The 25,961-nt window shown below is 45.5% G+C and carries 21 protein-coding genes, 5 tRNA genes and 2 pseudogenes; all 28 read left to right on the top strand.

Annotated elements, in window-relative coordinates; translation table 11 throughout:
- Positions 1-406 (top strand): uroporphyrinogen-III synthase (locus E2K52_RS15110; protein WP_413772987.1); only part of this gene is annotated, 406 nt, incomplete at its 5' end.
- Complete coding sequence (locus E2K52_RS07440; protein ID WP_151204504.1) at positions 403-1,239, top strand: hypothetical protein; 837 nt, start codon at positions 403-405, stop codon at positions 1,237-1,239. The genes E2K52_RS15110 and E2K52_RS07440, both read left to right, overlap by 4 nt.
- Before the next feature lie 6 nt (positions 1,240-1,245).
- Complete coding sequence (locus E2K52_RS07435; RefSeq protein WP_151204503.1) at positions 1,246-2,439, top strand: heme biosynthesis protein HemY; 1,194 nt, start codon at positions 1,246-1,248, stop codon at positions 2,437-2,439.
- Positions 2,440-2,447: 8 nt separating this feature from the next.
- The gene (locus tag E2K52_RS07430; RefSeq protein ID WP_151204502.1) at positions 2,448-2,876 is read left to right on the top strand and encodes an acyl-CoA thioesterase; all 429 of its coding nucleotides are present in this window, start codon (positions 2,448-2,450) and stop codon (positions 2,874-2,876) included.
- A 149-nt stretch (positions 2,877-3,025) separates the two neighbouring features.
- Complete coding sequence (locus E2K52_RS07425; RefSeq protein WP_171478826.1) at positions 3,026-3,352, top strand: H-NS family nucleoid-associated regulatory protein; 327 nt, start codon at positions 3,026-3,028, stop codon at positions 3,350-3,352.
- Between the two features lie 180 nt (positions 3,353-3,532).
- Positions 3,533-4,276 (top strand): type II secretion system protein N, encoded by a 744-nt coding sequence (gene gspN, locus E2K52_RS07420; RefSeq protein ID WP_151204500.1) that lies wholly within the window; start codon positions 3,533-3,535, stop codon positions 4,274-4,276.
- A complete protein-coding gene (locus tag E2K52_RS07415) occupies positions 4,276-5,136 on the top strand; it encodes a type II secretion system protein N (RefSeq protein WP_151204499.1) in 861 nt (286 codons plus the stop codon). Before gspN ends, E2K52_RS07415 begins: the two co-directional genes overlap by 1 nt.
- 41 nt (positions 5,137-5,177) lie before the next feature.
- A complete protein-coding gene (gene gspD, locus E2K52_RS07410; RefSeq protein WP_151204498.1) occupies positions 5,178-7,433 on the top strand; it encodes a type II secretion system secretin GspD in 2,256 nt (751 codons plus the stop codon).
- A 62-nt stretch (positions 7,434-7,495) separates the two neighbouring features.
- The gene (locus tag E2K52_RS07405) at positions 7,496-8,155 is read left to right on the top strand and encodes an FHA domain-containing protein (protein ID WP_151204497.1); all 660 of its coding nucleotides are present in this window, start codon (positions 7,496-7,498) and stop codon (positions 8,153-8,155) included.
- Between the two features lie 79 nt (positions 8,156-8,234).
- Positions 8,235-8,903, top strand: a complete 669-nt coding sequence (gene gph, locus E2K52_RS07400) for a phosphoglycolate phosphatase (RefSeq protein ID WP_151204496.1) — start codon at positions 8,235-8,237, stop codon at positions 8,901-8,903.
- Between the two features lie 110 nt (positions 8,904-9,013).
- Complete coding sequence (gene trpE / locus E2K52_RS07395) at positions 9,014-10,507, top strand: anthranilate synthase component I (protein ID WP_151204495.1); 1,494 nt, start codon at positions 9,014-9,016, stop codon at positions 10,505-10,507.
- A gap of 98 nt (positions 10,508-10,605) precedes the next feature.
- A tRNA-Thr gene (locus E2K52_RS07390) sits at positions 10,606-10,681 on the top strand.
- A gap of 54 nt (positions 10,682-10,735) precedes the next feature.
- Positions 10,736-10,819: transfer RNA gene (locus E2K52_RS07385), tRNA-Tyr, on the top strand.
- A 37-nt stretch (positions 10,820-10,856) separates the two neighbouring features.
- Positions 10,857-10,932 (top strand) — tRNA-Gly (locus tag E2K52_RS07380).
- Between the two features lie 21 nt (positions 10,933-10,953).
- A tRNA-Thr gene (locus tag E2K52_RS07375) sits at positions 10,954-11,028 on the top strand.
- Between the two features lie 151 nt (positions 11,029-11,179).
- Entirely contained in the window at positions 11,180-12,370 is a 1,191-nt protein-coding gene (tuf, locus tag E2K52_RS07370) for an elongation factor Tu (protein WP_151203694.1), read from the top strand.
- 49 nt (positions 12,371-12,419) lie between these two features.
- A tRNA-Trp gene (locus E2K52_RS07365) sits at positions 12,420-12,495 on the top strand.
- 75 nt (positions 12,496-12,570) lie between these two features.
- On the top strand, positions 12,571-13,011 hold the full coding sequence (gene secE / locus E2K52_RS07360; RefSeq protein ID WP_151204494.1) for a preprotein translocase subunit SecE: 441 nt from the start codon (positions 12,571-12,573) through the stop codon (positions 13,009-13,011).
- A 7-nt stretch (positions 13,012-13,018) separates the two neighbouring features.
- Positions 13,019-13,552, top strand: a complete 534-nt coding sequence (gene nusG, locus E2K52_RS07355) for a transcription termination/antitermination protein NusG (protein WP_151204493.1) — start codon at positions 13,019-13,021, stop codon at positions 13,550-13,552.
- Between the two features lie 116 nt (positions 13,553-13,668).
- Positions 13,669-14,097 carry a 50S ribosomal protein L11 gene (rplK, locus tag E2K52_RS07350; RefSeq protein ID WP_151204492.1) on the top strand — a complete coding sequence of 143 codons (429 nt, stop codon included), beginning with the start codon at positions 13,669-13,671 and terminating at the stop codon, positions 14,095-14,097.
- A 3-nt stretch (positions 14,098-14,100) separates the two neighbouring features.
- Positions 14,101-14,796, top strand: a complete 696-nt coding sequence (gene rplA / locus E2K52_RS07345) for a 50S ribosomal protein L1 (RefSeq protein ID WP_151204491.1) — start codon at positions 14,101-14,103, stop codon at positions 14,794-14,796.
- 325 nt (positions 14,797-15,121) lie between these two features.
- Positions 15,122-15,628, top strand: a complete 507-nt coding sequence (gene rplJ / locus E2K52_RS07340) for a 50S ribosomal protein L10 (RefSeq protein WP_151204490.1) — start codon at positions 15,122-15,124, stop codon at positions 15,626-15,628.
- A 48-nt stretch (positions 15,629-15,676) separates the two neighbouring features.
- The gene (rplL, locus tag E2K52_RS07335; RefSeq protein WP_151204489.1) at positions 15,677-16,048 is read left to right on the top strand and encodes a 50S ribosomal protein L7/L12; all 372 of its coding nucleotides are present in this window, start codon (positions 15,677-15,679) and stop codon (positions 16,046-16,048) included.
- Positions 16,049-16,359: 311 nt separating this feature from the next.
- Positions 16,360-20,448, top strand: coding sequence for a DNA-directed RNA polymerase subunit beta (gene rpoB, locus E2K52_RS07330; protein WP_151204488.1), 4,089 nt, complete (start codon positions 16,360-16,362; stop codon positions 20,446-20,448).
- Between the two features lie 170 nt (positions 20,449-20,618).
- Positions 20,619-24,818: a DNA-directed RNA polymerase subunit beta' gene (rpoC, locus tag E2K52_RS07325; protein WP_151204487.1), complete on the top strand. Its 4,200-nt coding sequence runs from the start codon at positions 20,619-20,621 to the stop codon at positions 24,816-24,818.
- A gap of 179 nt (positions 24,819-24,997) precedes the next feature.
- Positions 24,998-25,537, top strand: coding sequence for a hypothetical protein (locus E2K52_RS07320; protein WP_151204486.1), 540 nt, complete (start codon positions 24,998-25,000; stop codon positions 25,535-25,537).
- Positions 25,538-25,688: 151 nt separating this feature from the next.
- Positions 25,689-25,835, top strand: a pseudogene (locus E2K52_RS15700) (DNA transfer protein p32); the annotation flags it as partial.
- Positions 25,834-25,961 (top strand): annotated as a pseudogene (locus E2K52_RS15410) (EamA family transporter); the annotation flags it as partial. The pseudogenes E2K52_RS15700 and E2K52_RS15410, both read left to right, overlap by 2 nt.

The raw sequence follows: 25,961 nt of genomic DNA, 5'->3' as shown, positions 1-25,961 counted from the left end.
GCCAGCGACGGTGGCCTTCTGGCGGGGTGAAGGGGGACGCCAGTTCATGATGCAGCATCTGCATGAGCAGAAGGTTCAGGTATTGAATTTTGTACTTTACCGACGGCAATGTCCGGCCGAGAGTGCAGACATTTTAGAAAAAAAACGGGCTGTGATTCAGGCTGAACAGCCTTGCGTAGTATTAATCAGTAGTGAAGCCAGCTGGCTCAACTGGCTGGATCTGGCAGAAAAAAGCTGTCCACAACTGATTCATCAAGCGCATTATCTGGTTTTGGGGCCGCGTTTGGCAGTGCTCCTGGGGGAATATCAACAGCAGCATCAGGCAGGTTTTCAATTCGCGCAGCTCGATGACTTAAGCGGATCAACTATTCTGCACTATATGCTGACGACATTAGGGCATTCATGAAAAAAATTTTCATCCTGTTTCTGACTCTGGCTTTGGCATGGATTGTCAAACTGAGCTATGACCTATATCTCTTGAATTCAGCCCAGACGGAATTAAATGGACGTTTAAATCAGATCCAGCAGCAGAATGCTAACCTGAATGATCAGCTGGTGGCTTTAAAGCGGTTGGTGGTCTCGAACTCATCTACAGCAGCTGTGGTGAGTGGTTCTGAGAATAGTCAGACTGTCGCGGTCGATACACATCAAAACCTGGAGCTGGTTGAACAATATCTGGATTTGATTGAATTTGCTCTGCAACAGCAACAACATGCTGTGGCGGTAGAAAAATTGAACCGTTTAAAAAATGAAGTGGCTCAGCTGGGCCTGGCACCTGCGTTGGCTGGCAGTCTGGAACAGGCGATCGTCAAAGACCAGGAGACTTTGAAGCAGTGGACCAATGAACGGGTGATGCAACGGAACAGACTGAATGAATTATTAAGCCAGATGGATGCTGAAATTAAAAAAGAAATTCAGCTCCCCCATCAGGCCTCATCTACGCAAACTCGTTCATTTTGGCAACGCTGGATTCAAGTTGAGCCGGTCGAACAGATGAGCAGTGTGCTGATGCAACGCCATCTGATTTTAAAAGAAGCACAACTACGCTTGCTGATTGCACAAAACACCCTGCAACAGGGGCAGCAAGTGGCTTTCCAGCAGGCATTGCAGAGCGTCATTGATGTGCTGGAGCAATTGCCGGATGAACGCAGTCAGCACTGGATCAAACAGTTGCAACAGATCAAGGCCACGCCACTAACGCCTGTTCCGTTGTTAAATACTCGTACCCTGCTGAGCTAAACGCTTATGAAACATATTTTGCTTGCTTATTTATTGGCGTGTTTGTTTGGCATTGCGGTCCTAAGCGTGATGAGTTATGGCCATGGCCCGGGGTATGTCTATTTATACTGGCGTGAATGGCAAATTCAGACCACCTTCTGGTTTCTGGCTGCTATGCTGGCGCTGACCAGTTTGGTGATGCAAATGATCTGGTATGCCACCAAACGCTATTTGAGCCGTGAACAGCGCAAGCATGAAACAGTGTTTAGTTTTGCCCGTTTACATCCTTATGAGCAGTTGGCTGTGGTCTGGTTGCTGAATGCAGCACAGGATCAGCGCAATTTTATTCAGCAGTCTTTTAATACTTCAGGGCTACTCAAATATATTATTGAGGCGCGATTATCTTGGGGACAGCAGCAATATAGCGAAGCCTTACAAGCCTTAAATCAATCTAACCCTATGGCATTTGAGCTGGCAGAATTACAGCGAATAGAAATTTATTTATCTCAGCAGGATGGCCAGCAGGCTTTAACCCATTTAGAGTTTTTAAACCAGCATGAATTATCACCTTGGTTAAATCAGGTGAAAACCGCCTATGAACAACGTTTAAATTCATTATGGGGACAGTTTGCCTTACAGTTTCCGTGGTTATATCTGCGCTCGACTAAATATGGACATTTAGACCAAAAAGTCAAAAAATCCTGGTTAGAACAATTATTAGCGGCCTATGATCAGGCCAGTGAAGAAGATTTAAAATATTTGCAGCAACGATATCTGGACTTAAAACCCCAGTTATTTACGCGCGATTACGAGGTTAACCTCTTATGGCTAAAACTATTATTTAAAATGCCCGAAATGAGTGCCGAACATGAAAGTCTGGCCATGCAGTTACTGGAACAGCAATTTAATCAGGATGTCTTTTATTTGTGGTTCCAGCAGCAACTATTAAGACAGGCTCCAGATTATAGTTATATTGCTGAGCAAATTGCACTTTGGGAAAATAAATATATGACCCTGCCTATTCTGACCTTTGCCAAATGGCACGTGTTACGGGCCACAGGGCAGACTGAGGAAGCTGAGCAATTGCTGGACTCATACCCGGATGATATCCGTATGGGGTATTTAAGAATTAAGTCGGTCTTGCAGGACAGAGAAGATTTGTTGCAACAGCTGCATAAGGTATTTGAATCGAATGTCAATTTTATAGAAATTAGAATTTAAGGATGATCATGTCGGAATTACAACAATATCCAGTCATTTACTCACAGGTCGTGGCTTGGGGAGATATGGACGCTTTTGGTCATGTTAATAATGTTATCTATTACCGCTATATTGAAAGTGCACGTCTGGCGTATTTAAATCAATTAAATGTTTTTGATGAAGATATTTTAACTGTAGTGGCTTCAAATCAATGCCGATATTTAAAACCGGTGGTCTATCCTGATCAGTTAAAGATTGCGGTACGTATTGATGAACTCAGGCATACTGCAATCAGAATGCATTATCTATTATGGAGTGAAGTCCAACAGTGTATTGTGGCCACTTCAGAAGCAGTAATTGTCTGTCTCAATAAACACACTCTACAAAAAACAGTCATTCCGCCAACTATTCGAGAAAAAATCATCCAACTTGAATCAAGTGTGGGGCATATAATTTAATAGGTAGACTAATTATTTATTTTTTGTAATGAGTTTTCAATTTATTGTTGTAGACTTCAATTATATATTGAATATTTTTTTTAAAATAAATATGATGAAGCTGTTATTTAATAAAACAAATAATGTTATTGAAATATTTTTTGGAGAATATAATGCCGGATATCACAAATCTATCTGTTGAACAGTTAAAACGCCTGCAAGCTGAAGCTGAAGCCCTGATTGCCTCAAAAAAAGATCAAGAAATTGAAGAAGCTTATCGTCAAGTTTTAGAGATTGCGGAAAAAGTGGGATTAAGTATTGAACAGCTGATCGAGTTTGGCGCGTCGAAACGTAAAAAAACCTCACGTAAATCTGTAGAGCCACGTTACCGCAGTAAATCGAATACTGCAGATACCTGGACTGGTCGTGGTAAACAGCCACGTTGGCTGGTTGCAGAATTGGAAAAAGGTGCAAAGCTGGAAGATTTTTTAATTTAATTTTTAATTAATATTTCGTCATTAGCTCGTCATATAGGCGAGCTATGATTGATGAACCAAGCATGACTGCTTGGTTTTTTTATAGCTATGAATTGGCGCCATAGAAAAAGTGTGCATAATGGTCTGTAGAAGTAAAAATGATAAACGGGAATTCAGATTCGATATGTTGGTCGTGATGGAATGAGCAGTAAACCGAAAACTTTAAAGTGGTTAATACTTGCAATTGGGGCCTTTTTTATCTTTGTTGTACTGCAGGTGCCAGCAGCTTGGTTAGTTTCAAAATTTTATAAAAATAATCAGGTCTTACACAATATTAACGGGAATATCTGGCAGGGAAGTGCAGACTGGAAAAAAGGAAACTTAAGTGGAAGCTTGAATTGGCAGCTCAGACCTCTGGACCTGCTATTGCTGAGATTGGGGGCTCAAGTCGATCTGCATAGCGGTAATACTCAACTTTCCGGTACCCTGGCATACGGCCTGAACAAAACTTTAAGAGTTAAAAATCTTGAAGGTCAGCTGGCACCAGAAAGCTTAAAAAAGCTGGCCGCCTGGCAATGGCCTAGTAATTCAATCCAGCTCAAAGAGCTGGACTTTAAGTATAAAAAAGAGCAGGGCTTTAGCCAGGTGACGGGTCAGCTGCAGTGGGCAGGAGGAGAGTTGATTTATACTTTTGCCCAGCGTCAGGAACAGATCAATGTACCGGCTTTAACTGGTCAGCTCTCGGATGAAAGTAACCAGCTGCTGCTGGACGTACGAGATGCCCGCGATCAGCGAATGCTAAATATAAAACTTGATCCTGATCTCATGCTGGATGTCCAGCTCACCCAGCGTTTCTTGATGAATGCACCTACTTATACAGGTAAAGCCGGTCTGGACACCTATGTCATTAGTACCCGCCAACCGCTGATGGGAGGGCTAAACTGATGGCCTTCTCTCTAGATGACTTGAAGAGCTTGAATCTGCAGCAAGCTAACCGGGCTGCACCTGTATTGCTCCTGTTTTTAATGCTGTATGTATGCTGGAAACTGGCTGCTCTATTCTGGTTGTTGGTGGCTCCTCCTCAGGCCATGCAGGTAGATCGGGTCGAACTCGGTTCACAACAGCCACAGGTGCCGAATATCAGTGCATTTTCGTTATTTCAGGAAAACACACAAACGGCGGCAACGACCGAGATTGCCAATCTCAGCTTGCAAGGGGTGGTGGTGGCCAGCCCGAGTTATAACTCTTCAGCAGTTTTTAAAATTAATGATCAGGTCGACCGTTACCGTGTGGGCGAAACGCTGGCCAATAGTGGATTTGAGCTGGCAGAAGTGTATTGGGATCGGGTTGTACTGCGCCGTCCTGGCGGGGCCACGCAGGAAGTATTCTTCAAAGGGCTGGAAAATGGTTTAAATCAGCCGATTGTTCCAGAACAGTCTCTGCTGTCTGCCAAGCCCTCTTCAGGTAATGAAGGTCGGGCTGAGCCTCAAGCTCCTGCCCCATCACCGCAAAATGAGATTGGTCGTGCCATTCAGCAGATGCAGGAAAATCGTGAACAATATTTACAAAATATGGGGGTTAGTGCAGCCGATGGCAGTTATGAAGTCACCTCTCGTACACCGCTTGCGCTGCGTAACCGCCTGGGTTTAAGACCGGGAGATCGGATTCTGTCTTTAAATGGCCAGACGCTCACACAGGGGCAGACTGAAGCACAATTACTAGAACAGGCTCGACGTGAAGGTCAGGTGAAACTCGAAATACAACGTGGTGATCAGGTGATGACCATACAACAAGATTTGAAATGATGTGTCATCACAACATATAGGGTTAGGAAGCACAAAAGTTTATGGCTTTATTTAATAATAATCGATCAGCTTGGGCGCTGTGCGCGGCCGCACCATTGGTGGCTATGGTCAGTACGGCCAGTTATGCGCAAACCTGGAAAATTAATCTCCGGGATGCAGACTTAACCGCTTTCATTAATGAAGTTGCTGATATTACAGGTAAAAATTTTGCAGTAGATCCCCGGGTACGTGGTAATGTTACGGTGATTTCCAATAAGCCTTTAAATAAAAATGAAGTTTATGACCTGTTTTTAGGCGTGTTGAATGTCAATGGGGTGGTGGCCATTCCTTCAGGTAATACCATCAAGTTGGTGCCTGATAGCAATGTCAAAAACTCGGGCATTCCCTATGATGCCCGTAGCCGCGCCCGTGGAGACCAGATTGTTACCCGGGTCATCTGGCTGGAAAATACCAATCCGAATGACCTGATTCCGGCCCTGCGTCCTTTAATGCCGCAATTTGCCCATCTGGCTGCTGTGCCGGGCACCAATGCCCTGATCGTGTCAGATCGTGCCAATAATATTTATCAGCTGGAAACCATCATCCGTAATCTGGACGGAACAGGGCAAAATGACATCGAGGCAGTAAGCCTGCAATCGAGTCAGGCTGAAGAAATGATCGAGCTGATTGAGTCGATGACCGCGACAGGTGCCGCCAAGGATCTGCGTGGTTCTCGTGTTCGGGTAATTGCCGATGTGCGAACCAACCGGATTCTGATCAAAGGTGATTTGGCCACCCGCAAACGGGTACGTCAGATGATTGAAACGCTGGATGTGCCGGCCGCCGACCGTCTGGGCGGATTAAAAGTCTTTCGCCTGAAATATGCGAGTGCCAAGAATCTGGCGGAAATTCTGCAAGGTCTGGTCACGGGTCAGGCCGTAAAAAGTAGTTCGGATCATGCGTCATCTGACTCATCTTCATCCAATCCCATCAGTAATTTAAGCAATAGCAACAGTGCTGGCAGCAATTCAAATAGTAATGGTGCTTCCGGTATTCAGCTGAACAGTGGTATGAAAGCCGAGCAGGGGGGCATCAGTAGTTTTAGTGCCAATGGGGTTAGTATTATTGCGGACGCTACCCAGAACTCGCTGGTGGTCAAGGCAGATCCGCAGTTAATGCGTGAAATAGAATCCGCAATTAACCAGCTGGATGTTCGTCGCCAGCAGGTGCTGATTGAAGCTGCCATTATTGAGATTGAAGGCAATGACGCGGACCAGCTTGGGGTGCAATGGGCCCTGGGTGATCTCAATAGCGGTATTGGCTTGATTAACTTTGATAATTTTGGCAGCAGCCTGAAAAATATTGCCGCGGGTTATCTGACTGGCGGCCTAGCAGGGGCGGGCAGTGCACTGGGTACAGGTGGCTCATTAATCCTGGGTGACTATAAAGAAGGCGCAGATGGGTCCCGCAAGCTGTATGGAGCCCTGATTCAGGCGCTCAAAGAAACCACCAAATCCAATCTGTTGTCTACGCCGTCTATTGTCACGATGGACAATGAAGAAGCGTATATCGTGGTAGGTGAAAACGTACCTTTTGTTACCGGTTCAGTATCGACGGGTGCTGCTGGCGTTGCCAATCCCTATACCACGATTGAACGTAAGGATGTCGGGGTAACCTTAAAAGTGATTCCACACATTGGGGAGGATGGTACGGTACGTCTGGAAGTCGAACAGGAGGTGTCGGATGTTAAAGCCAATAAAGGACAGGCATCTGATCTGGTGACCAGTAAACGGGCCATTAAAACCTCGATTCTGGCTGAACATGGCCAAACCATTGTATTGGGCGGTCTGATTTCGGACAACACCAGTTATGGCCGTCAGGCTATACCGGGTCTGGGTGCCATTCCAGGTCTTGGCCGCTTATTCCGCTCCGAAGGAAAGTCTAATCAGAAACGTAACCTGTTGATCTTTATTCATCCGACCATTGTGGGCGACAAGAATGCAGTACGCAAACTGACCCAACAGCGCTATAGCCAGTTATATAGTTTGCAATTGGCTCTGGATGCAGATGGGAATTTCTCCAAATTGCCGGAAAATGTAGATGATGTCTATCAGCAGCGTATTCCAGTGTCTAAAACCCCATTAAAAAATTCGCCTTATCAGACTGTGCCAACGGCCCCTGCAACGAACTCATCTACAGTGACGACCACACCTGTTGCAATCGAGCCAGTCATTCCACAGCAGACTGTACCGCCTGTCGAGCAGATCGAAAAAAGTAAAAATACCGTTACAACCACTACACTTAGACCGAAAAGCTAGGATATTCGCATGGGCATGCAGCATGTTATGATAGCGGCAAAGAGAATAGAGAAGTGGATTTCATGACTTGGAAAATACATGCGATTACAGATGATCTCGCTGGACAAGATATTGCAATAGAGCGTGACATGCTGGTAGGGCGTCATCAGAGCGCCGATATTGTGTTGCAGGCAGCAGAGATTTCGCGTAAACATGCGGCTTTCCTGCTTAAAGAGGATGCACTGTGGGTGCAGGATTTGGGTTCATCCAATGGTACCTTTGTAAATGATCTGCGTATTGAGCAGGAAACCCTGTTAAAGCAAGATGATATCGTTCAATTTGCCAGCTTGAAGTTTTTGGTGCTTGAACCGGTTCGAGCGGTTGACGTTGCTGCAGACATTGAAGCAACTGCTGAAAAAGTGACTGAAGATGTAGAAGTGGTTGAAAAAACGCCAGCTCAACATATGAATGAGCAAGGTATACCAGAATTGAAAGAGCGTGATGCTTCGATCCAGTTAACACGTGATGGCATGCCAACCAATGTCGGTATTCCGAAACCGGCCCCGATTGCTGAAGGTATAGATCTGACCGCCGTCAAGCCTGAGCCCGCCCCGGTTCCGGTAGAGCAGCCGATTTCCCGTGTTGAGCAGGAAAAAGAGGCGCAGAAAAACGCTTCTGTGGGCTTGATTTCCCTGATTGTACTGGTGATTCTGGCAATTATTGCCTGGGTATTATTTAAATAGGCCGATGATTGGCTATACAATCAAGGCATGCAGAACGCATGCCTTTTTTGACAATGCATAACTAAAAACGAGGGTCAGGATGTCAATTGCACAGCTCGAACAGCGCCAGCTGATTTTATTTGATCTGGATGGTACCTTGGTGGATTCGGCTCATGATCTGTATCGCGCCATGAATATGAGTCTTAATATCATGCAACTGCCCTCGGTGACGGAAGAGCAGGTGCGGGTCTGGATTGGCAAGGGTAGTTCCCTCTTTTGCGAGAGCGTCCTGCGCCATTTGGTCGGTGAGGTGATGCCAGCCCAGCATCAGGAATTACTCAGCACCTTTCTGGAAATTTACAATGCCGATCCATGTATTGATACCGTGCCTTTCCCGGGGATTCTGGAATTTCTGGCTTGGGCCAAGGCCGAAGGTAAAACCCTGATCTGTGTTACCAATAAACCGGAGCGCCCGGCATGCAGTATTCTGGATGCCTTGGAAATGTCACAGTATTTTACAGATACCATCGGCGGTGACCGGTTTGCCGAACGTAAGCCGCATCCACGTCAGCTATTACATTGTGTGGAGCATTATCAGGTGGCCAAAGAACAGGTCTTGCTGATTGGTGATTCTTGCAATGATATTGAAGCAGCACGTCGGGCAGGCATTGATTGTATTGTAGTCAGCTATGGCTATAATCATGGCGAGGATATTGCGGATTCGCAGCCACAGCAGATCGTGAGTGACTTAAGAGATTTGCTGAACTAGCACAAGGGAATAAAGGAAATAGAATGAATAGTGATACGGTTTTTCGATGGCGTCGCTCGGTTCACTTCAATTTGCAAACTAAGTAAACCCTATTAAAAGAGAAAAACCGAATGACCACTCAAGCCCAATTCCAGCAACTTGCAGCACAAGGGTACAACCTGATTCCTGTTTATCGCCAGCGTCTGGCGGATACAGAAACCCCATTGTCCGTATTTGCCCGTTTAAAACAGCATCAACATGCCTATTTGTTTGAATCTGTTGAGGGCGGTGAAAACTGGGCGCGCTATTCCATTATTGGACTCGGTGAATCTACCGTATTCTCCTGTAATGCAGGGCAACTCACAATACAACATGCCGATGGCCGCCTTGAGCAGCAGGCATGTAGCGATCCATTTCAGTATATCCGTGATTTTCAGGCCCAGTTTAAAGTTCCGACTCAGGCCGAACTTCCGGCATTGCCAAGTTTTACCGGCGGTCTGGTGGGTTACTTTGGTTACGATACGGTACGTTATATCGAACCACGCCTGAACAATATGCCTGAAGCGGATCCTGTGGGTCTGCCAGACCTCTGGATGATGCTGTCTAAAACAGTCATCGTGTTTGATAATTTAAAAGATACCTTGTTCCTGATTGTACATGGCGATGCCACGGATCCAGTTGCTTATGAAAAAGCACAGGAACAATTAAATGAACTGGAAAATATTCTGGCAACCCCAGTCAGCTTAAAAGCAGAAAAACATACCCCTCCGCATTTCGAGTCGCTCACCGGAAAAGATAAGTTTCTGGAGTCGATAGAGCAGGTTAAGGAATATATCCGTGCTGGAGATGTCATGCAGGTGGTACCAGGCCACCGGATGGTGTCTGACTTTGATGGCGACCCGTTACAGGTTTATCGCGCATTGCGTCATTTAAATCCATCCCCTTACCTGTTTTTGGTACAAGGGCAGACCCTGGACAACCAGACACCGTTTCATATTGTCGGTTCTTCACCAGAAATTCTGTCCCGTCTGGAAAATGGTATTGCTACAGTCCGCCCGCTGGCAGGAACCCGTCCACGCGGCAAAAGTAAAGAAGAAGATCTGGCTTTAGAACAAGAGTTACTTTCTGATGAAAAAGAGATCGCCGAGCATGTCATGCTGATCGACTTGGGGCGAAATGATGTGGGACGGGTCTCAAAAACTGGAAAAGTGCAAGTGACCGATCAAATGGTGATCGAGCGTTATTCCCATGTCATGCATATTGTGTCGAATGTACAGGGTGAAGTCCGCGATGATATCGATGCGCTGGATGTTTTTAAAGCCACTTTCCCAGCAGGCACACTTTCTGGGGCGCCTAAAATCCGCGCCATGGAAATTATTGATGAAGTCGAGCCTGTAAAACGCGGAATTTTTGGCGGTGCTGTGGGTTATTTAGGCTGGCATGGTGAAATGGACATGTCGATTGCGATTCGTACCTGCGTTATTCGTGAAAATAAGGTCTATGTACAGGCCGGAGCAGGTTTGGTTGCAGACTCAAATCCTGAGTCTGAGTGGAATGAAACCCAAATAAAAGCTCGCGCAGTGATCAAGGCGGTTGAATTATCGTCAAACGGATTGATTTTGTGAGTTTTTGGCGTTTTTTTTGAAAAAAACACTTGCACGGATTTCAAGTTTTGCTAAACTGCACACCGTTCCGATACGAAACGTACGAAACACTAAGAAACGCCGGCATAGCTCAGTTGGTAGAGCAACTGACTTGTAATCAGTAGGTCCACAGTTCGAATCCGTGTGCCGGCACCATCTTAGAAAGTTTGGAGTGCAAAGTAAAGAACGACACTGATGTAAGTGTAAAATGGTGGGATTCCCGAGCGGTCAAAGGGGGCGGACTGTAACTCCGCTACGAAAGTTTCGAAGGTTCGAATCCTTCTCCCACCACCAATTTTAAGACTTCAAAGTGGTTTAGTACCAACATCGTGCGGGAGTAGCTCAGTTGGTAGAGCGGCAGCCTTCCAAGCTGCATGTCGCGAGTTCGATCCTCGTCTCCCGCTCCATGAGTTGAAGTACTAATATTTGCTCTTATAGCTCAGTGGTAGAGCACTCCCTTGGTAAGGGAGAGGTCTCGAGTTCAAATCTCGATAAGAGCTCCAGATTACAGTTTGGCAACTTAAGTTGCAAAAATATTCCAAAAGCAGGCTATTTAGTCTGCTTTTCAAGTATTTGGTGTTCGGTTTTTTTAAACGATATGTCGGAGCTGGGTTTTACTCAGAATTGTGTTCGACGTAAACGAGGAAGATTAACATGGCTAAGGCTAAGTTTGAACGTAATAAGCCACACGTTAACGTGGGCACAATCGGTCACGTTGACCATGGTAAAACAACTTTAACAGCTGCGATTGCAACTGTATGTGCGAAGAAATTCGGTGGTGAAGCTCGTGACTACGCTGCAATTGACTCTGCACCAGAAGAAAAAGCACGTGGTATTACCATTAATACTTCACACGTAGAATACGATTCTCCAACTCGTCACTACGCTCACGTCGACTGCCCAGGTCACGCCGACTATGTTAAAAACATGATTACTGGTGCGGCTCAGATGGATGGCGCGATCCTGGTATGTTCAGCGACTGATGGCCCTATGCCACAAACTCGTGAACACATCCTGCTTTCTCGTCAGGTTGGTGTTCCATACATCATCGTATTCCTGAACAAATGTGACATCGTTGATGACGAAGAGCTGATCGAACTGGTAGAAATGGAAGTTCGTGAACTTCTTTCTACATACGACTTCCCGGGTGACGACACTCCGGTAATCCGTGGTTCTGCTCTTGCTGCACTGAACGGCGAATCTGGCCAGTATGGCGAAGATGCTGTAGTTGCACTTGTTGAAGCGCTTGATACTTACATCCCAGAGCCAGTACGTGCAATCGATCAAGCATTCTTGATGCCAATTGAAGACGTATTCTCTATTTCTGGTCGTGGTACAGTAGTAACTGGTCGTGTTGAGACTGGTGTTGTACGCGTTGGTGAAGAAGTTGAAATCGTAGGTATCAAAGACACCGTTAAAACAACTGTAACTGGTGTTGAGATGTTCCGTAAGCTTCTAGACGAAGGTCGTGCGGGCGAGAACTGTGGTGTTCTTCTTCGTGGTACTAAGCGTGAAGACGTACAACGTGGTCAAGTATTGGCTAAACCAGGTTCAATCAAGCCACACACTAAATTCGATGCGGAAGTATACGTACTTTCTAAAGAAGAAGGTGGTCGTCACACTCCATTCCTGAACGGTTACCGTCCACAATTCTATTTCCGTACAACTGACGTAACTGGTGCGATCCAGTTGAAAGAAGGTGTGGAAATGGTTATGCCTGGTGACAACGTTGAGATGTCAGTAGAACTGATCCACCCAATCGCAATGGACCCAGGTCTGCGTTTTGCGATCCGTGAAGGTGGTCGTACAGTAGGTGCTGGTGTAGTTGCTAAAGTAACTGCATAATCATAGAATAGTAAAAACAAGCTGGAGTTTAGGCTCCAGTTTGTTTTACAGGCCAGTAGTTCAATTGGTAGAGCGTCGGTCTCCAAAACCGAATGTTGGGGGTTCGAGTCCCTCCTGGCCTGCCAAGTTTTTTTAAAAGACGCTTGATGTCGGCAAAACTGGTCATATAATAAGTCGCGAAACCTACGACGAGTACAAAAATGTCGAATGATAAATCACGCGACGCATTAAGCGAAGCGGCAATTCCTCAAAGAAATAATCCTGCTGTAGATGTAAGTTCAGGTTCTCCATTGGACGTAGTTCTGTGGATTATCGCCTTGATTTTATTGGTAGGTGCAATGATGGTAAACCAACATTTACCTGCATACTGGGCACCCGCGAATGATATTTGGGTGCGTGTTGGGGTAATTTTGGCTTGTATCGTTGTGGCATTCGGTTTATTATACGCCACCCATCAAGGCAAAGGCTTTGTTCGTCTTGTTAAAGATGCACGAATCGAGTTACGTCGAGTAACCTGGCCTACCAAACAAGAGACCGTGACCACATCTTGGCATGTCCTTGTAGTTGTAGTTGTAGCAGCCATTTTATTATGGTGTTTTGACTATATTCTAGGCTGGTTAATGAAGTTTATTATCGGGTAAGAGAGCTATGAAACGTTGGTACATTATTCATGCCTATTCAGGCTATGAAAAACAAGTGATGCGTTCGCTTAATGATCGAATCCAGCGTAGCGCTGTTGCCGATAGCTTTGGTGAAGTCCTTGTTCCTACCGAAGAAGTGGTAGAGATGAAGGATGGCAAGAAACGTAAATCAGAGCGTAAGTTCTTTCCAGGCTATGTATTGGTCGAAATGGAAATGAATGATGATACTTGGCATATCGTAAAAGAGTGTCCAAAAGTCCTTGGCTTTATTGGGGGGACGGCAGAAAAGCCAGCTCCAATTACGCAAAAAGAAGCTGATGCGATTCTGGCGCGTGTACGCAATACTGGTGAAGCACCTCGTCCGAAGACGATGTTTGAACCAGGCGAAGAATTACTTGTAATTGACGGTCCATTCACTGACTTTAAAGGCGTGGTGGAAGAAGTTCTTTACGAAAAGTCACGTTTAACGTTGACGATTAATGTATTTAACCGACCAACTCAAGTTGAATTGGAATTTCGTCAAGTCGAAAAAGCAATCTAGCTGGTCTTGGTTGAAAGCGCCCGACTTTTTTAAGCTCGGGCATTGTTGTTGTAACGGTAGCGTTGCGTAAATGTTGGGGAGCCTTCATCGGCGTTTGTACCCAGAGGTAATTTGAAATGGCTAAGAAGATTGACGGCTATATCAAGCTGCAAGTTCCAGCTGGTAAAGCGAATCCATCTCCACCGATTGGTCCTGCACTAGGTCAACGTGGTGTAAACATCATGGCATTCTGTAAAGAATTCAATGCTGCTACACAAAAACTTGAAGCTGGTCTGCCAATTCCAGTCGTGATCACTGTGTACAACGACAAGTCGTTCACATTCATCATGAAAACTCCACCTGCTGCGATTCTTCTTAAGAAAGCTGCGGGTATCCAGAAGGGTTCAGCTGTACCTAACAAAACTAAAGTTGGTAAGTTGACTCGTGCTCAAATCGAAGAAATTGCGACTACTAAAGAACCAGATCTTACTGGTGCTGATTTAGACGCACGTGTACGTACCATTGCTGGTTCTGCGCGTTCTATGGGCTTGGATGTGGAGCTTTAAGACATGGCTAAATTAACTAAACGTCAAAAAGCGATCGTAGCTGCTGTAGAAGCGAACAAGGTTTACACGCTAGAAGAAGCTGTTGCAGTTTTAGAGAGCCTTCCAGCTCCTAAATTCAAAGAATCTTTGGATATCGCAGTAAACCTGGGTGTTGACCCTCGTAAATCTGACCAGGTTGTGCGTGGTGCAACGACTCTTCCTGCAGGTACTGGTAAAACTGTACGTGTAGCTGTATTCGCTCAAGGTGCTGCTGCTGAAGCGGCTAAAGCTGAAGGCGCAGACGTTGTTGGTTTCGACGATCTGGCTGAAAGCATCCAGGCGGGTAACCTTGATTTCGACGTTGTGATTGCTGCTCCAGATGCAATGCGCGTTGTAGGTAAGCTGGGTACGATCCTTGGTCCACGTGGCTTAATGCCAAACCCTAAAGTGGGTACTGTAACTCCTGACGTAGCAACTGCAGTTAAAAATGCAAAAGCTGGTCAAGCACGTTACCGCGTAGACAAAGCAGGTATTATCCACGCTGCAATCGGTCAAGTAGGTTTCTCTGCTGAAGCGGTTCGTCAAAACGTTGAAGCTTTGGTTGCTGACTTGAAAAAGTTAAAACCTGCGACTTCTAAAGGCGTATACATCAAAAAGATCACTTTGAGCTCAACTATGGGTCCTGGTCTGATCGTTGATGTGGCAAACGTTACTGCTTAATCTCGCTGATTAAGAAAGAATTTTAAAGCCCTGAAGATGTCTCCTTCTCCCTCTGGGAGAAGGTCAGGAAGAGGGTTAAACCTCTCCCTAGCCCTCTCCTACAAGGAGAGGGGATAATTTAGGCAAACTTTGAATTGATAAATGAAAATTTATCAGCGTCAAAGACCGCGGGCGGGCGGAGTTTTATGCTCCGCTCTTAATAGCCCAGCCCGCGTAGACGCGGTGGTGTGATTTGTTCATCCTCCGCGTGTTAGTCCAGTGATGGGTTAACGAATTGGGAGTGTGCTTCGCGTAAGCACATAAATCACCGTTAGGAGGTTTTACAATGGCTCTTCTTATCGAAGGCAAAAAACAGATCGTAGCTGAAGTCGCTGAAGTCGCTTCTACTGCGTATGCTGCTGTTGTTGCTGACTATCAAGGTTTAACCGTAGGACAGTTAACTGCTCTACGTGTTGAAGCGCGTAAACTGGGTGTTGCTACACGTGTTGTACGTAATACTTTGGCTAAACGTGCTCTTCAAGATACTCAATTCAATATCTTGAATGACAACCTTGTTGGCCCAACGATCTTGGCTTTCTCAACTTCTGAAGACGACATGGGTGCTGCTGCTCGTTTGTTCGAAGAATTTGCTAAAACTAACAAAGCATTTGAACTTAAAGCTGCTGCATTTGACGGTAAGGTTTATGAAGGTGCTGAAGTTAGCGTTATCGCAAACCTTCCGAACCAAGAAAAAGCGCTTACTATGCTTGCAAACGTTCTTCAAGCTCCTATTTCGAAATTGGGTCGCCTTATTACTGCGCTCAAAGAGAAAAACGAGTCAGAAGCTGCATAAGCTTAAATCAATTTACACACCATTCAATTTCCATTTGGAGTTATTCTCATGGCTTTAACTAACGAAGAAATCCTAAACGCAGTTGCTGAAAAAACTGTTCTTGAACTTGTTGAACTTATTTCTGCTTTTGAAGAGAAATTCAACGTTTCTGCTGCTGCTGTAGCTGTTGCTGCTGCTCCTGGCGCTGCTGGTGCTGCTGCTGAAGAGCAATCAGAATTCAACGTTGAGTTGACTTCTTTCGGCGCGAACAAAGTTGCTGTAATTAAAGCAGTTCGTGAAGCAACTGGCCTTGGTCTTAAAGAAGCTAAAGATCTAGTTGAAGGCGCTCCTTCAGTGATCAAAGAAGCTGTTTCTAAAGAAGAAGGCGAAGAGCTTAAGAAGAAACTTGAAGAAGCTGGTGCTACAGTTACACTTAAGTAATTTCTTAAGGGAGTCGGGTTTTTTGTAATCGGCTCCAAAAAAATGGCTGATGGCTATTGGGTCATCAGCCTTTTTGCGTTACAATAATCGGCTCGATTTTTGTTTGCATGATATAAAAATCATACAAATTAAAAATAAACATAATGTACACAAACGCTTAACAATATTTTTCGGTAAAAAAATATTGTTAAGCGTTTTAATACCACTAAAAATTGCAGCATTTGTAAACAGTGGTGGCCATATTGGCCGGCGTAATTCCTTCTAAGTCCGTTCTGCAGGCGGGCTTGGTTTACACTTTCCGAGGACTCCAGATGGCATACTCATATACCGAAAAGAAACGGATCCGTAAGAATTTTGGTAAATTGCCTAACATCATGGATGCTCCGTACTTGCTCGCGATTCAAGTCGACTCGTACAGAACATTCTTACAAGATGGCAAATCACCAAAAAACCGCGAAGATATCGGTCTCCAAGCCGCATTTCGTTCAGTTTTTCCTATTGAAAGTTATTCTGGCAATGCTGCTTTAGAATTTGTTGAGTATAGTCTTGGTAAGCCTGAGTTTGATGTACGCGAATGTATTCTTCGTGGCTCAACTTATGCCGCACCAATGCGCGTAAAAATTCGTTTGATCCTGAAAGATCGTGAAACGAAATCTATTAAAGACGTACGTGAACAAGAAGTCTACATGGGCGAAATGCCACTGATGACAGATAACGGTACTTTTGTGATCAATGGTACTGAGCGTGTCATCGTGTCGCAATTGCACCGTTCACCAGGTGTGTTCTTCGACCACGATAAAGGCAAGACTCATTCTAGTGGTAAGGTTCTTTATTCTGCACGTATTATTCCTTACCGTGGCTCATGGTTAGACTTTGAGTTTGATGCCAAAGATCTGGTCTATGTACGTATTGACCGTCGTCGTAAATTGCTGGCGACTGTCGTACTGCGTGCTTTAGGTTATAGCAACGAACAGATTCTCGACATGTTCTACGAGAAAGTGCCTGTATATCTGGATATGGGTAGCTACCAGATTGACCTGGTTCCTGAGCGTCTGCGCGGTGAAATGGCCCAGTTCGATATCACTGATAATGATGGCAAAGTAATTGTTGAACAGGGTAAACGTATCAACGCGCGTCATGTTCGTCAAATGGAAGCTTCTGGCCTGACCAAGCTTTCAGTTCCTGATGAATACCTGTATGAGCGTATTACGGCTGAAGATATTGCCCTGAAAGATGGGGAAGTGATTGCTGCCAATACTGTACTTGGCCATGAAGTGATGGTCAAAATTGCTGAAGGCGGTGTGAAGCAGTTTAACATTCTGTTCACCAATGATATCGACCGTGGTCCTTTTGTCGCAGATACTTTGCGTGCAGATACCACAACCGGCCGTGAAGAAGCCCTGGTTGAAATCTATAAAGTGATGCGTCCAGGCGAGCCGCCAACAAAAGAAGCGGCTGAAAACCTGTTCAATAACCTGTTCTTCTCGTCTGAGCGTTATGACCTGTCTCCAGTAGGTCGTATGAAGTTCAACCGTCGTTTGGGTCGTCCTTATGAAGTCGGTACAGACCAGAAGTCACGTGAAGTTGAAGGCATTTTGTCGAACGAAGATATCACTGATGTATTAAAAACATTGGTTGAAATCCGTAACGGTAAAGGTGAAGTCGATGATATCGACCACTTGGGTAACCGTCGTGTGCGTTCAGTAGGCGAAATGACTGAGAACCAGTTCCGTGTAGGTCTGGTACGTGTAGAACGCGCGGTAAAAGAGCGTTTATCACAAGCTGAAACTGACAACCTGTCTCCGCAAGATTTAATCAATGCGAAGCCAGTGGCTGCTGCGATCAAGGAATTCTTTGGTTCAAGCCAGTTGTCCCAGTTCATGGACCAGAACAACCCGTTGTCCGAGATTACCCACAAGCGTCGTGTATCCGCGCTTGGGCCAGGTGGTTTGACACGTGAACGTGCTGGCTTTGAAGTGCGTGACGTACACCAGACTCACTATGGTCGCGTCTGTCCAATTGAAACGCCTGAAGGTCCAAACATTGGTTTGATCAACTCGCTTTCAGTTTATGCAAAATGTAACAACTTCGGTTTCCTGGAAACACCATACCGTAAAGTCGTGGATGGTCGTGTAACCGAGGAAGTTGAATATCTGTCTGCAATTGAAGAAGTAGGCACTGTGATTGCACAGGCTGACTCTGCAGTAGATAAAAACGGTAACCTGACTGAAGAGTTCGTATCTGTACGTTACCAAGGTGAATTTGTACGAATTCCACCAGAAAAAGTGACGCATATGGATGTCTCTGCCCAGCAGGTCGTTTCGGTAGCCGCATCACTGATTCCATTCCTTGAGCACGATGATGCCAACCGTGCATTGATGGGTTCAAACATGCAGCGTCAGGCTGTTCCTACGTTAATCGCTGACAAGCCACTGGTTGGTACCGGTATGGAAGCGAACGTAGCACATGACTCTGGTGTATGTGTAATCGCGAAACGTGGTGGCCGTATTGAATTTGTTGATGCTTCTCGTGTCGTTATTCGTGTGAATGAAGACGAAATGGTGGCGGGCGAAGCAGGTGTAGATATCTACAACCTGATCAAATACACGCGTTCGAACCAGAACACCTGTATCAACCAGAAAGTTCTGGTGAGTCTAGGTGATAAAGTAGGCCGTGGTGATGTGCTTGCTGATGGTCCTTCGACGGATGGTGGTGAGCTTGCACTGGGTCAGAACATGCGTGTCGCGTTCATGACTTGGAACGGTTACAACTACGAGGACTCGATCTTGCTATCTGAGCGTGTACTTCAGGAAGACCGTTTAACGTCTATTCACATCCAGGAATTATCATGTGTTGCACGTGATACCAAACTGGGTGCAGAAGAAATCACTGCTGATATTCCAAACGTGGGTGAAGCGGCTCTGTCTAAGCTAGATGAGTCTGGTATTGTTTATATCGGTGCTGAAGTAACTGCAGGTGATATCCTGGTCGGTAAAGTAACGCCTAAAGGTGAAACACAGCTTACTCCGGAAGAAAAACTGCTACGTGCAATCTTCGGTGAAAAAGCAGCTGATGTGAAAGATTCATCACTTCGCGTTCCATCAGGCACCAAAGGTACCGTGATCGATGTTCAAGTGTTTACACGTGATGGTCTGGAAAAAGACGACCGTGCTCAAGCAATTGAAAAAGCACAGCTGGACGCTTACCGCAAAGATTTGAAAGAAGAATATAAAATCTTTGAAGAAGCGGCACGTGAACGTATTGTTCGCCTGTTGAAAGGTCAGGAATCGAATGGCGGCGGTACCACTAAACGCGGCGATAAACTGTCTGAAGATGTATTGTCTGGTTTAGAGCTGGTTGATCTGCTTGAAATCCAGCCGGTAGATGAAGCAATTGCAGAACGTTTAACCCAGATCCAGGTGTTCTTGAAAGAGAAGAGCCTCGAGATCGATGAGAAATTCGCTGAGAAGAAACGCAAACTGTCTACAGGCGATGAACTCACAACAGGTGTTCTGAAAGTTGTTAAGGTTTATCTGGCGGTCAAACGTCGTATCCAGCCAGGTGATAAGATGGCGGGTCGTCACGGTAACAAGGGTGTAGTATCTAACATCCTGCCGGTAGAAGACATGCCACACGATGCCAACGGTGTGCCTGTTGATATCGTACTGAATCCGCTCGGTGTACCATCTCGTATGAACGTGGGTCAGATTCTGGAAACTCACTTGGGTATGGCGGCGAAAGGTCTGGGCGACCAGATCGACAAGATGCTGAAAGAACAGCGTCAAATTGCCGAGCTGCGTGAATTCCTGGACAAGATTTACAATAAGGTCGGTGGTAAGCAAGAAGATCTTGATAGTCTGACTGATGATGAAATCTTGTTACTTTCTGGCAACCTGCGTGCAGGTGTTCCTTTGGCAACACCAGTATTTGATGGTGCTGAAGAAGGTCAGATCAAAGAGTTATTGGAGCTGGCTGGCTTGTCACGTACGGGTCAAACTGTACTTTATGATGGTCGTACAGGTGAGCGTTTTGACCGCCCTGTAACAGTAGGTTATATGTACATGCTGAAACTGAACCACTTGGTGGATGACAAGATGCATGCACGTTCTACAGGTTCTTACTCACTTGTTACACAGCAGCCACTAGGCGGTAAAGCACAATTCGGTGGTCAGCGTTTCGGTGAGATGGAAGTCTGGGCACTAGAGGCATACGGTGCAGCATATACACTTCAGGAAATGCTCACTGTGAAGTCGGATGACGTTGAAGGTCGTACCCGCATCTATAAGAATATTGTAGATGGTAACCATTACATGGACCCAGGTATGCCTGAATCGTTCAACGTATTGACCAAAGAGATCCGTTCTTTAGGTATCAACATTGAACTGAAAAATGGTGACTAAATAACCATTAATCCTCCTGATCCCTTAAAAAAAGGGGAGTTCCGGCGCTTAATGCGCTCTGGAGCTTCCCTCCTGTAATAAAGTGGGGACTGAAGGAGGATATTCAGTTAAAAACAATATTTGTGACCCAGTTGTGTAGTGAAAATCTCCACAACACACGGAGAAAAAAATTGAAAGACTTGCTCGATATCATGCGCAAAAAGACGGATTCAGACGGTCATGCTCCTGTAGAGTTTGACCGCATCCGTATTGGTCTTGCGTCACCAGAAATGATTAAGTCGTGGTCTCATGGTGAAGTTAAAAAACCGGAAACCATTAACTACCGTACGTTCAAGCCTGAACGTGATGGTTTATTCTGTGCCAAAATTTTTGGTCCAGTTAAAGATTACGAATGCTTGTGTGGTAAATACAAGCGTATGAAATACAAAGGCGTCATTTGTGAAAAATGTGGCGTTGAAGTAACTACTGCTAAAGTTCGTCGTGAGCGTATGGGTCACATCGAACTGGCATCTCCAGTTGCGCATATCTGGTTCCTGAAATCACTGCCGAGCCGTATCGGTCTGTTATTAGATATGACACTGCGTGATATCGAACGTGTATTGTATTTCGAATCGTATGTAGTCACTGACCCAGGTATGACGCCATTTGAGAAATACCAGCTTCTGAACGATGAAGAATACTTCAATGCGCTAGAAGAACACGGTGATGAATTCACTGCGAAAATGGGTGCAGAAGCTGTTCAGGATTTGTTAAAAGACATCGATCTTGAAAACGAAATTTCACGTCTACGTGAAGAAATTCCAAACACAACGTCAGAGACCAAGCTGAAAAAAGCGTCTAAGCGTTTGAAGTTGATGGAAGCGTTTAAAGAGTCAAACAACAAGCCAGAGTGGATGGTACTGACTGTACTTCCAGTACTTCCACCTGATCTTCGTCCGCTGGTTCCGCTTGAAGGTGGTCGTTTTGCGACATCTGACCTGAATGATCTTTACCGTCGTGTGATCAACCGTAACAACCGTTTGAAACGTCTTCTTGATCTTGCAGCGCCAGACATCATCGTACGTAATGAAAAACGTATGTTGCAAGAGTCTGTCGATGCGTTGTTAGATAACGGTCGTCGTGGTCGTGCCATTACTGGTTCAAACAAACGTCCATTGAAATCTTTGGCAGACATGATCAAAGGTAAACAGGGTCGTTTCCGTCAGAACTTACTTGGTAAGCGTGTTGACTACTCGGGTCGTTCGGTAATTACTGTTGGTCCAAACCTGCGTTTACACCAATGTGGTCTTCCGAAAAAAATGGCTCTTGAATTATTCAAGCCGTTTATTTTCGCGAAACTGCAAGCATCTGGCCAAGCCACCACCATTAAAGCTGCGAAGAAAATGGTGGAGCGCGAGACTCCAGAAGTTTGGGACGTACTGGCTTCTGTGATTCGTCAGCATCCAGTAATGTTGAACCGTGCGCCAACTCTTCACCGTTTAGGCCTGCAAGCATTTGAACCGATTCTGATTGAAGGTAAGGCAATTCGTCTGCACCCGCTCGTCTGTGCTGCGTTTAACGCCGACTTTGACGGTGACCAGATGGCGGTCCACGTTCCATTAACACTTGAAGCTCAGTTAGAAGCTCGTGCGTTAATGATGTCAACCAACAACATTCTGTCTCCAGCCAACGGTGAGCCGATCATCGTACCGTCTCAGGACGTGGTCTTGGGTCTTTACTACATCACTCGTGATGCAGTGAATGCCAAAGGTGAAGGCATGGTGTTCGCGGATACGCATGAAGTCAACCGCGCATTGGCAACGGGTCAGGTTGACCTGCACGCTCGTGTTAAAGCCCGTGTACACCAGACTGTAATTAATGAAAATGGCGAACGTGAACAACAAACAATTATTGTTGATACCACGCCTGGTCGCTGTCTGCTGTGGGAAGTTGTGCCAGAAGGTTTGAGCTTTGAGCAAATTAACGTGGAGATGACCAAAAAGAACATCTCTAAGTTAATCAACTCGTGCTACCGTAAGCTGGGTCTGAAAGATACCGTTATTTTTGCTGACCAATTGATGTACTTGGGCTTCCGTCAAGCGACGCGTTCAGGTGTTTCTGTGGGTATGGAAGACATGGTCATTCCACCACAAAAAGAAATTATCATTGGTAAAGCTGAAGCTGAAGTTCGTGAAATCGAACAACAGTTTGAACAAGGTTTCGTCACTGCTGGTGAGCGCTATAACAAAGTGGTCGATATTTGGGCACGTACCAACGACCAGGTTGCCAAAGCGATGATGGACAACTTGTCATTCACCACTGTGAAAAACAAACAGGGTGAAGACGAGAAACAGAAATCATTCAACTCGATCTATATGATGTCTGACTCCGGTGCCCGTGGTTCCGCAGCTCAGATCCGTCAGTTGGCGGGTATGCGTGGTTTGATGGCGAAACCGGATGGTTCGATCATTGAAACCCCAATTAAAGCCAACTTCCGTGAAGGTTTGACCGTACTGCAGTACTTCATCTCGACGCACGGTGCGCGTAAAGGTTTGGCCGATACTGCATTGAAAACTGCGAACTCGGGTTATCTGACACGTCGTCTGGTTGACGTTGCACAAGACTTGGTCATTACTGAACCGGATTGTGGCACCTTGTCTGGTCTGGTAATGACTCCATTCATTCAGGGTGGTGACGTGATCGAGAACTTGGGTACTCGAGTTCTGGGTCGTGTGGTTGCGGAAGATGTGAAGAAAGCTGGTTCAGATGACGTGATTCTGCCGCGTAACACCTTGATCGACGAAAAGCTTGCAAACTTCCTGGAAGAGCAAGGTGTCGACGAAGTGAAAGTACGTTCAGTTGTATCTTGTGAATCGACTTTCGGTGTATGTGCGAAGTGTTATGGTCGTGACCTTGCGCGCGGTCATCTGGTGAATCCAGGTGAATCTGTAGGTGTTATGGCTGCTCAATCGATTGGTGAGCCGGGTACACAGTTAACGATGCGTACCTTCCACGTCGGTGGTGCGGCAAGCCGAACTTCTGCTGCGAACAGCGTACAGGTTCGTAACAAAGGTACTGTACGTTTCCATAACGTGAAAACTGTACAGCATGCCAAAGGTCACCAGGTATCGACTTCACGTTCAGGTGAAATCGGTATTGCGGATGATTTAGGCCGTGAGCGCGAACGCTATAAACTGCCATACGGTGCGTCTATCTTGCTGAAAGATGGCGAAACTGTGGAAGCAGGTGGTATCGTAGCCACTTGGGATCCGCATACACATCCACTGGTGACAGAAGTTGCTGGTAAGATTCGCTTCAGCCAAATCGCTGACGGTGTAACTGCAACATCGAAAACCGATGATGCAACGGGTATGACCACTGTTGAAATCTTGCCAGTGACTGCACGTCCAGTATCTGGTAAAGACTTACGTCCAGCAGTGGTATTAGATACTGTTGATGGTACCGAGCAGTTCTACTTCTTGCCACAGAACACGATTCTTTCTGTGCGTGACGGCGAAACAATTGGTGTCGGTGATGTTATCGGCCGTGTACCACAGGAATCTTCACGTACCCGTGATATTACCGGTGGTCTGCCACGTGTTGCGGACTTGTTCGAAGCGCGTAAGCCGAAAGAACATGCGATCCTTGCAGAAGTGTCTGGTATTGTCAGCTTCGGTAAAGAAACCAAAGGTAAGAACCGTCTGGTAATTACACCGGATGATGGCTCTGAAGTATATGAAGAGCTGATTCCGAAATGGCGTCAAATCAACGTGTTCGAAGGCGAGCATGTGAACCGTGGTGAAACTATTTCTGATGGTCCACAGAACCCGCATGACATTTTACGTCTGAAAGGTGAAGTGGCGTTGACCAACTACATCGTGAACGAAGTTCAGGATGTATACCGTCTGCAAGGTGTAAAAATCAACGACAAGCATATTGAAGTGATCGTACGTCAAATGCTGCGTAAAGTAGATATTACAGATGGTGGCGATACCAGCTTCATCAAAGGTGAGCAAGTAGATTTCATCCGTGTAATGCAAGAGAACCAAGCTGTTCTGGCACAGAACAAGTTCCCTGCGAAGTATGAACGCCAATTGATGGGTATTACCAAAGCGTCGCTGTCTACTGACTCGTTCATCTCTGCTGCATCGTTCCAGGAAACAACACGTGTGTTAACTGAAGCGGCTGTAACAGGTAAAGAAGATGATTTACGTGGCCTGAAAGAAAACGTAGTAGTAGGTCGTCTGATCCCGGCGGGTACAGGTTTAGCTTATCACCTCGAGCGTCGTCGTCAGGAAGCAGAAGCTGCAGAATTTGAACTGCACAATGACTTCTCAGATGTCGATCAAGCGCTAAGCCAAGCATTCAATGATGAATTTAACGGTCTGTAATTGGTCCTTTAAATAAATAAAAAAAGCCACCTCCGGGTGGCTTTTTTTATCCTTTTGTTACAAAACTGGCTTTAAGCTTTAATAAGTTTCACATTCTTCCTATAGTGAAAATATAAGTACACAAATTCTTTCATTTTTCTAACGTAATAATTTACGAATAAACCTAGGGGAATTCATTTATGAAACTTATCCAAAAATTGCTGGCTCTCAGTGTATTTGTAGTGACCAGCCAAACGATGGCTGCACCGATGCCAAATACGATTGTGTTAGAAGACAAAGGTGTGGTGCCCATTGTTAAAACCCAGATTATTCGTACCATCAAAGGTCAGCAACCTGTACGCACCACGGAAGCCACGATTTTTGAAGTCTCAAATGGTGGTAAAGATCTGGTGGCGCGAGATGTAGTATTGGAAGACCAGGCTGGTCAATTTTCAGAGCAAAAAATGTCTGTGCCTGTGATTCAGCCGGGTAGCATGATTGTGCCTACCTCAAAAATTGAAATAAAATCAAAGGTTACTCAAGAGGGGGTGGTGCTTGCTGAAGCTAAGGCGATTGATGCTCAAGGGGTAGAGTTAAAGAGAGGACAAGAGCCAGTGCGTAAAACGCTTCAGCTTGATCAATTCAAAGATCCAAACAGCACTGAGAGTATTACTCATGCGGTGGTTCAAGAGAATGGTACTACTACCAAGGATGTGGTTGTGCTGAAAGAAGCAGAATAAGTCATCTCTAATGCTGTATCAAAAGCCTTAAACTCTTTAAGGCTTTTTGTTTACAAATTTCAGCAATAGAACTTGTAATAGTAACATTTCACTGATTTTAAGTTCATACTCATCATCTATGCTGTAAGAAATAGCCAAAAGGACAAATCTCATGAAAAAATATATGAGTATGATTGCAATCGCATCACTATCTACTTTGATGTTGGCAGGTTGTGAAAGCATGAGTGCCTCTGAGCAACGTATTGGGGCAGCGGCATTAGGCGGTGCTATTGGTGGTGGTGTAGGTAATAGTGTAGGTGCAATACCTGAACAAAACCACCTATGGTACGCTCTCCAGTCTGTCTCCGGCCTTGGCTGCACTGGCCGGGTTTCTACTGCTGGGTGAAAAAATCACTCTGCTTCAAACCGTGGCACTGTTCTGTAT

The organism is Acinetobacter sp. RF14B (assembly GCF_006864105.1).
Taxonomy (GTDB): Bacteria; Pseudomonadota; Gammaproteobacteria; order Pseudomonadales; family Moraxellaceae; genus Acinetobacter; species Acinetobacter lwoffii_C.
The sequence above is the reverse complement of the archived record's forward strand: the minus strand, read 5'-3'. Positions and strand labels throughout refer to the sequence as shown.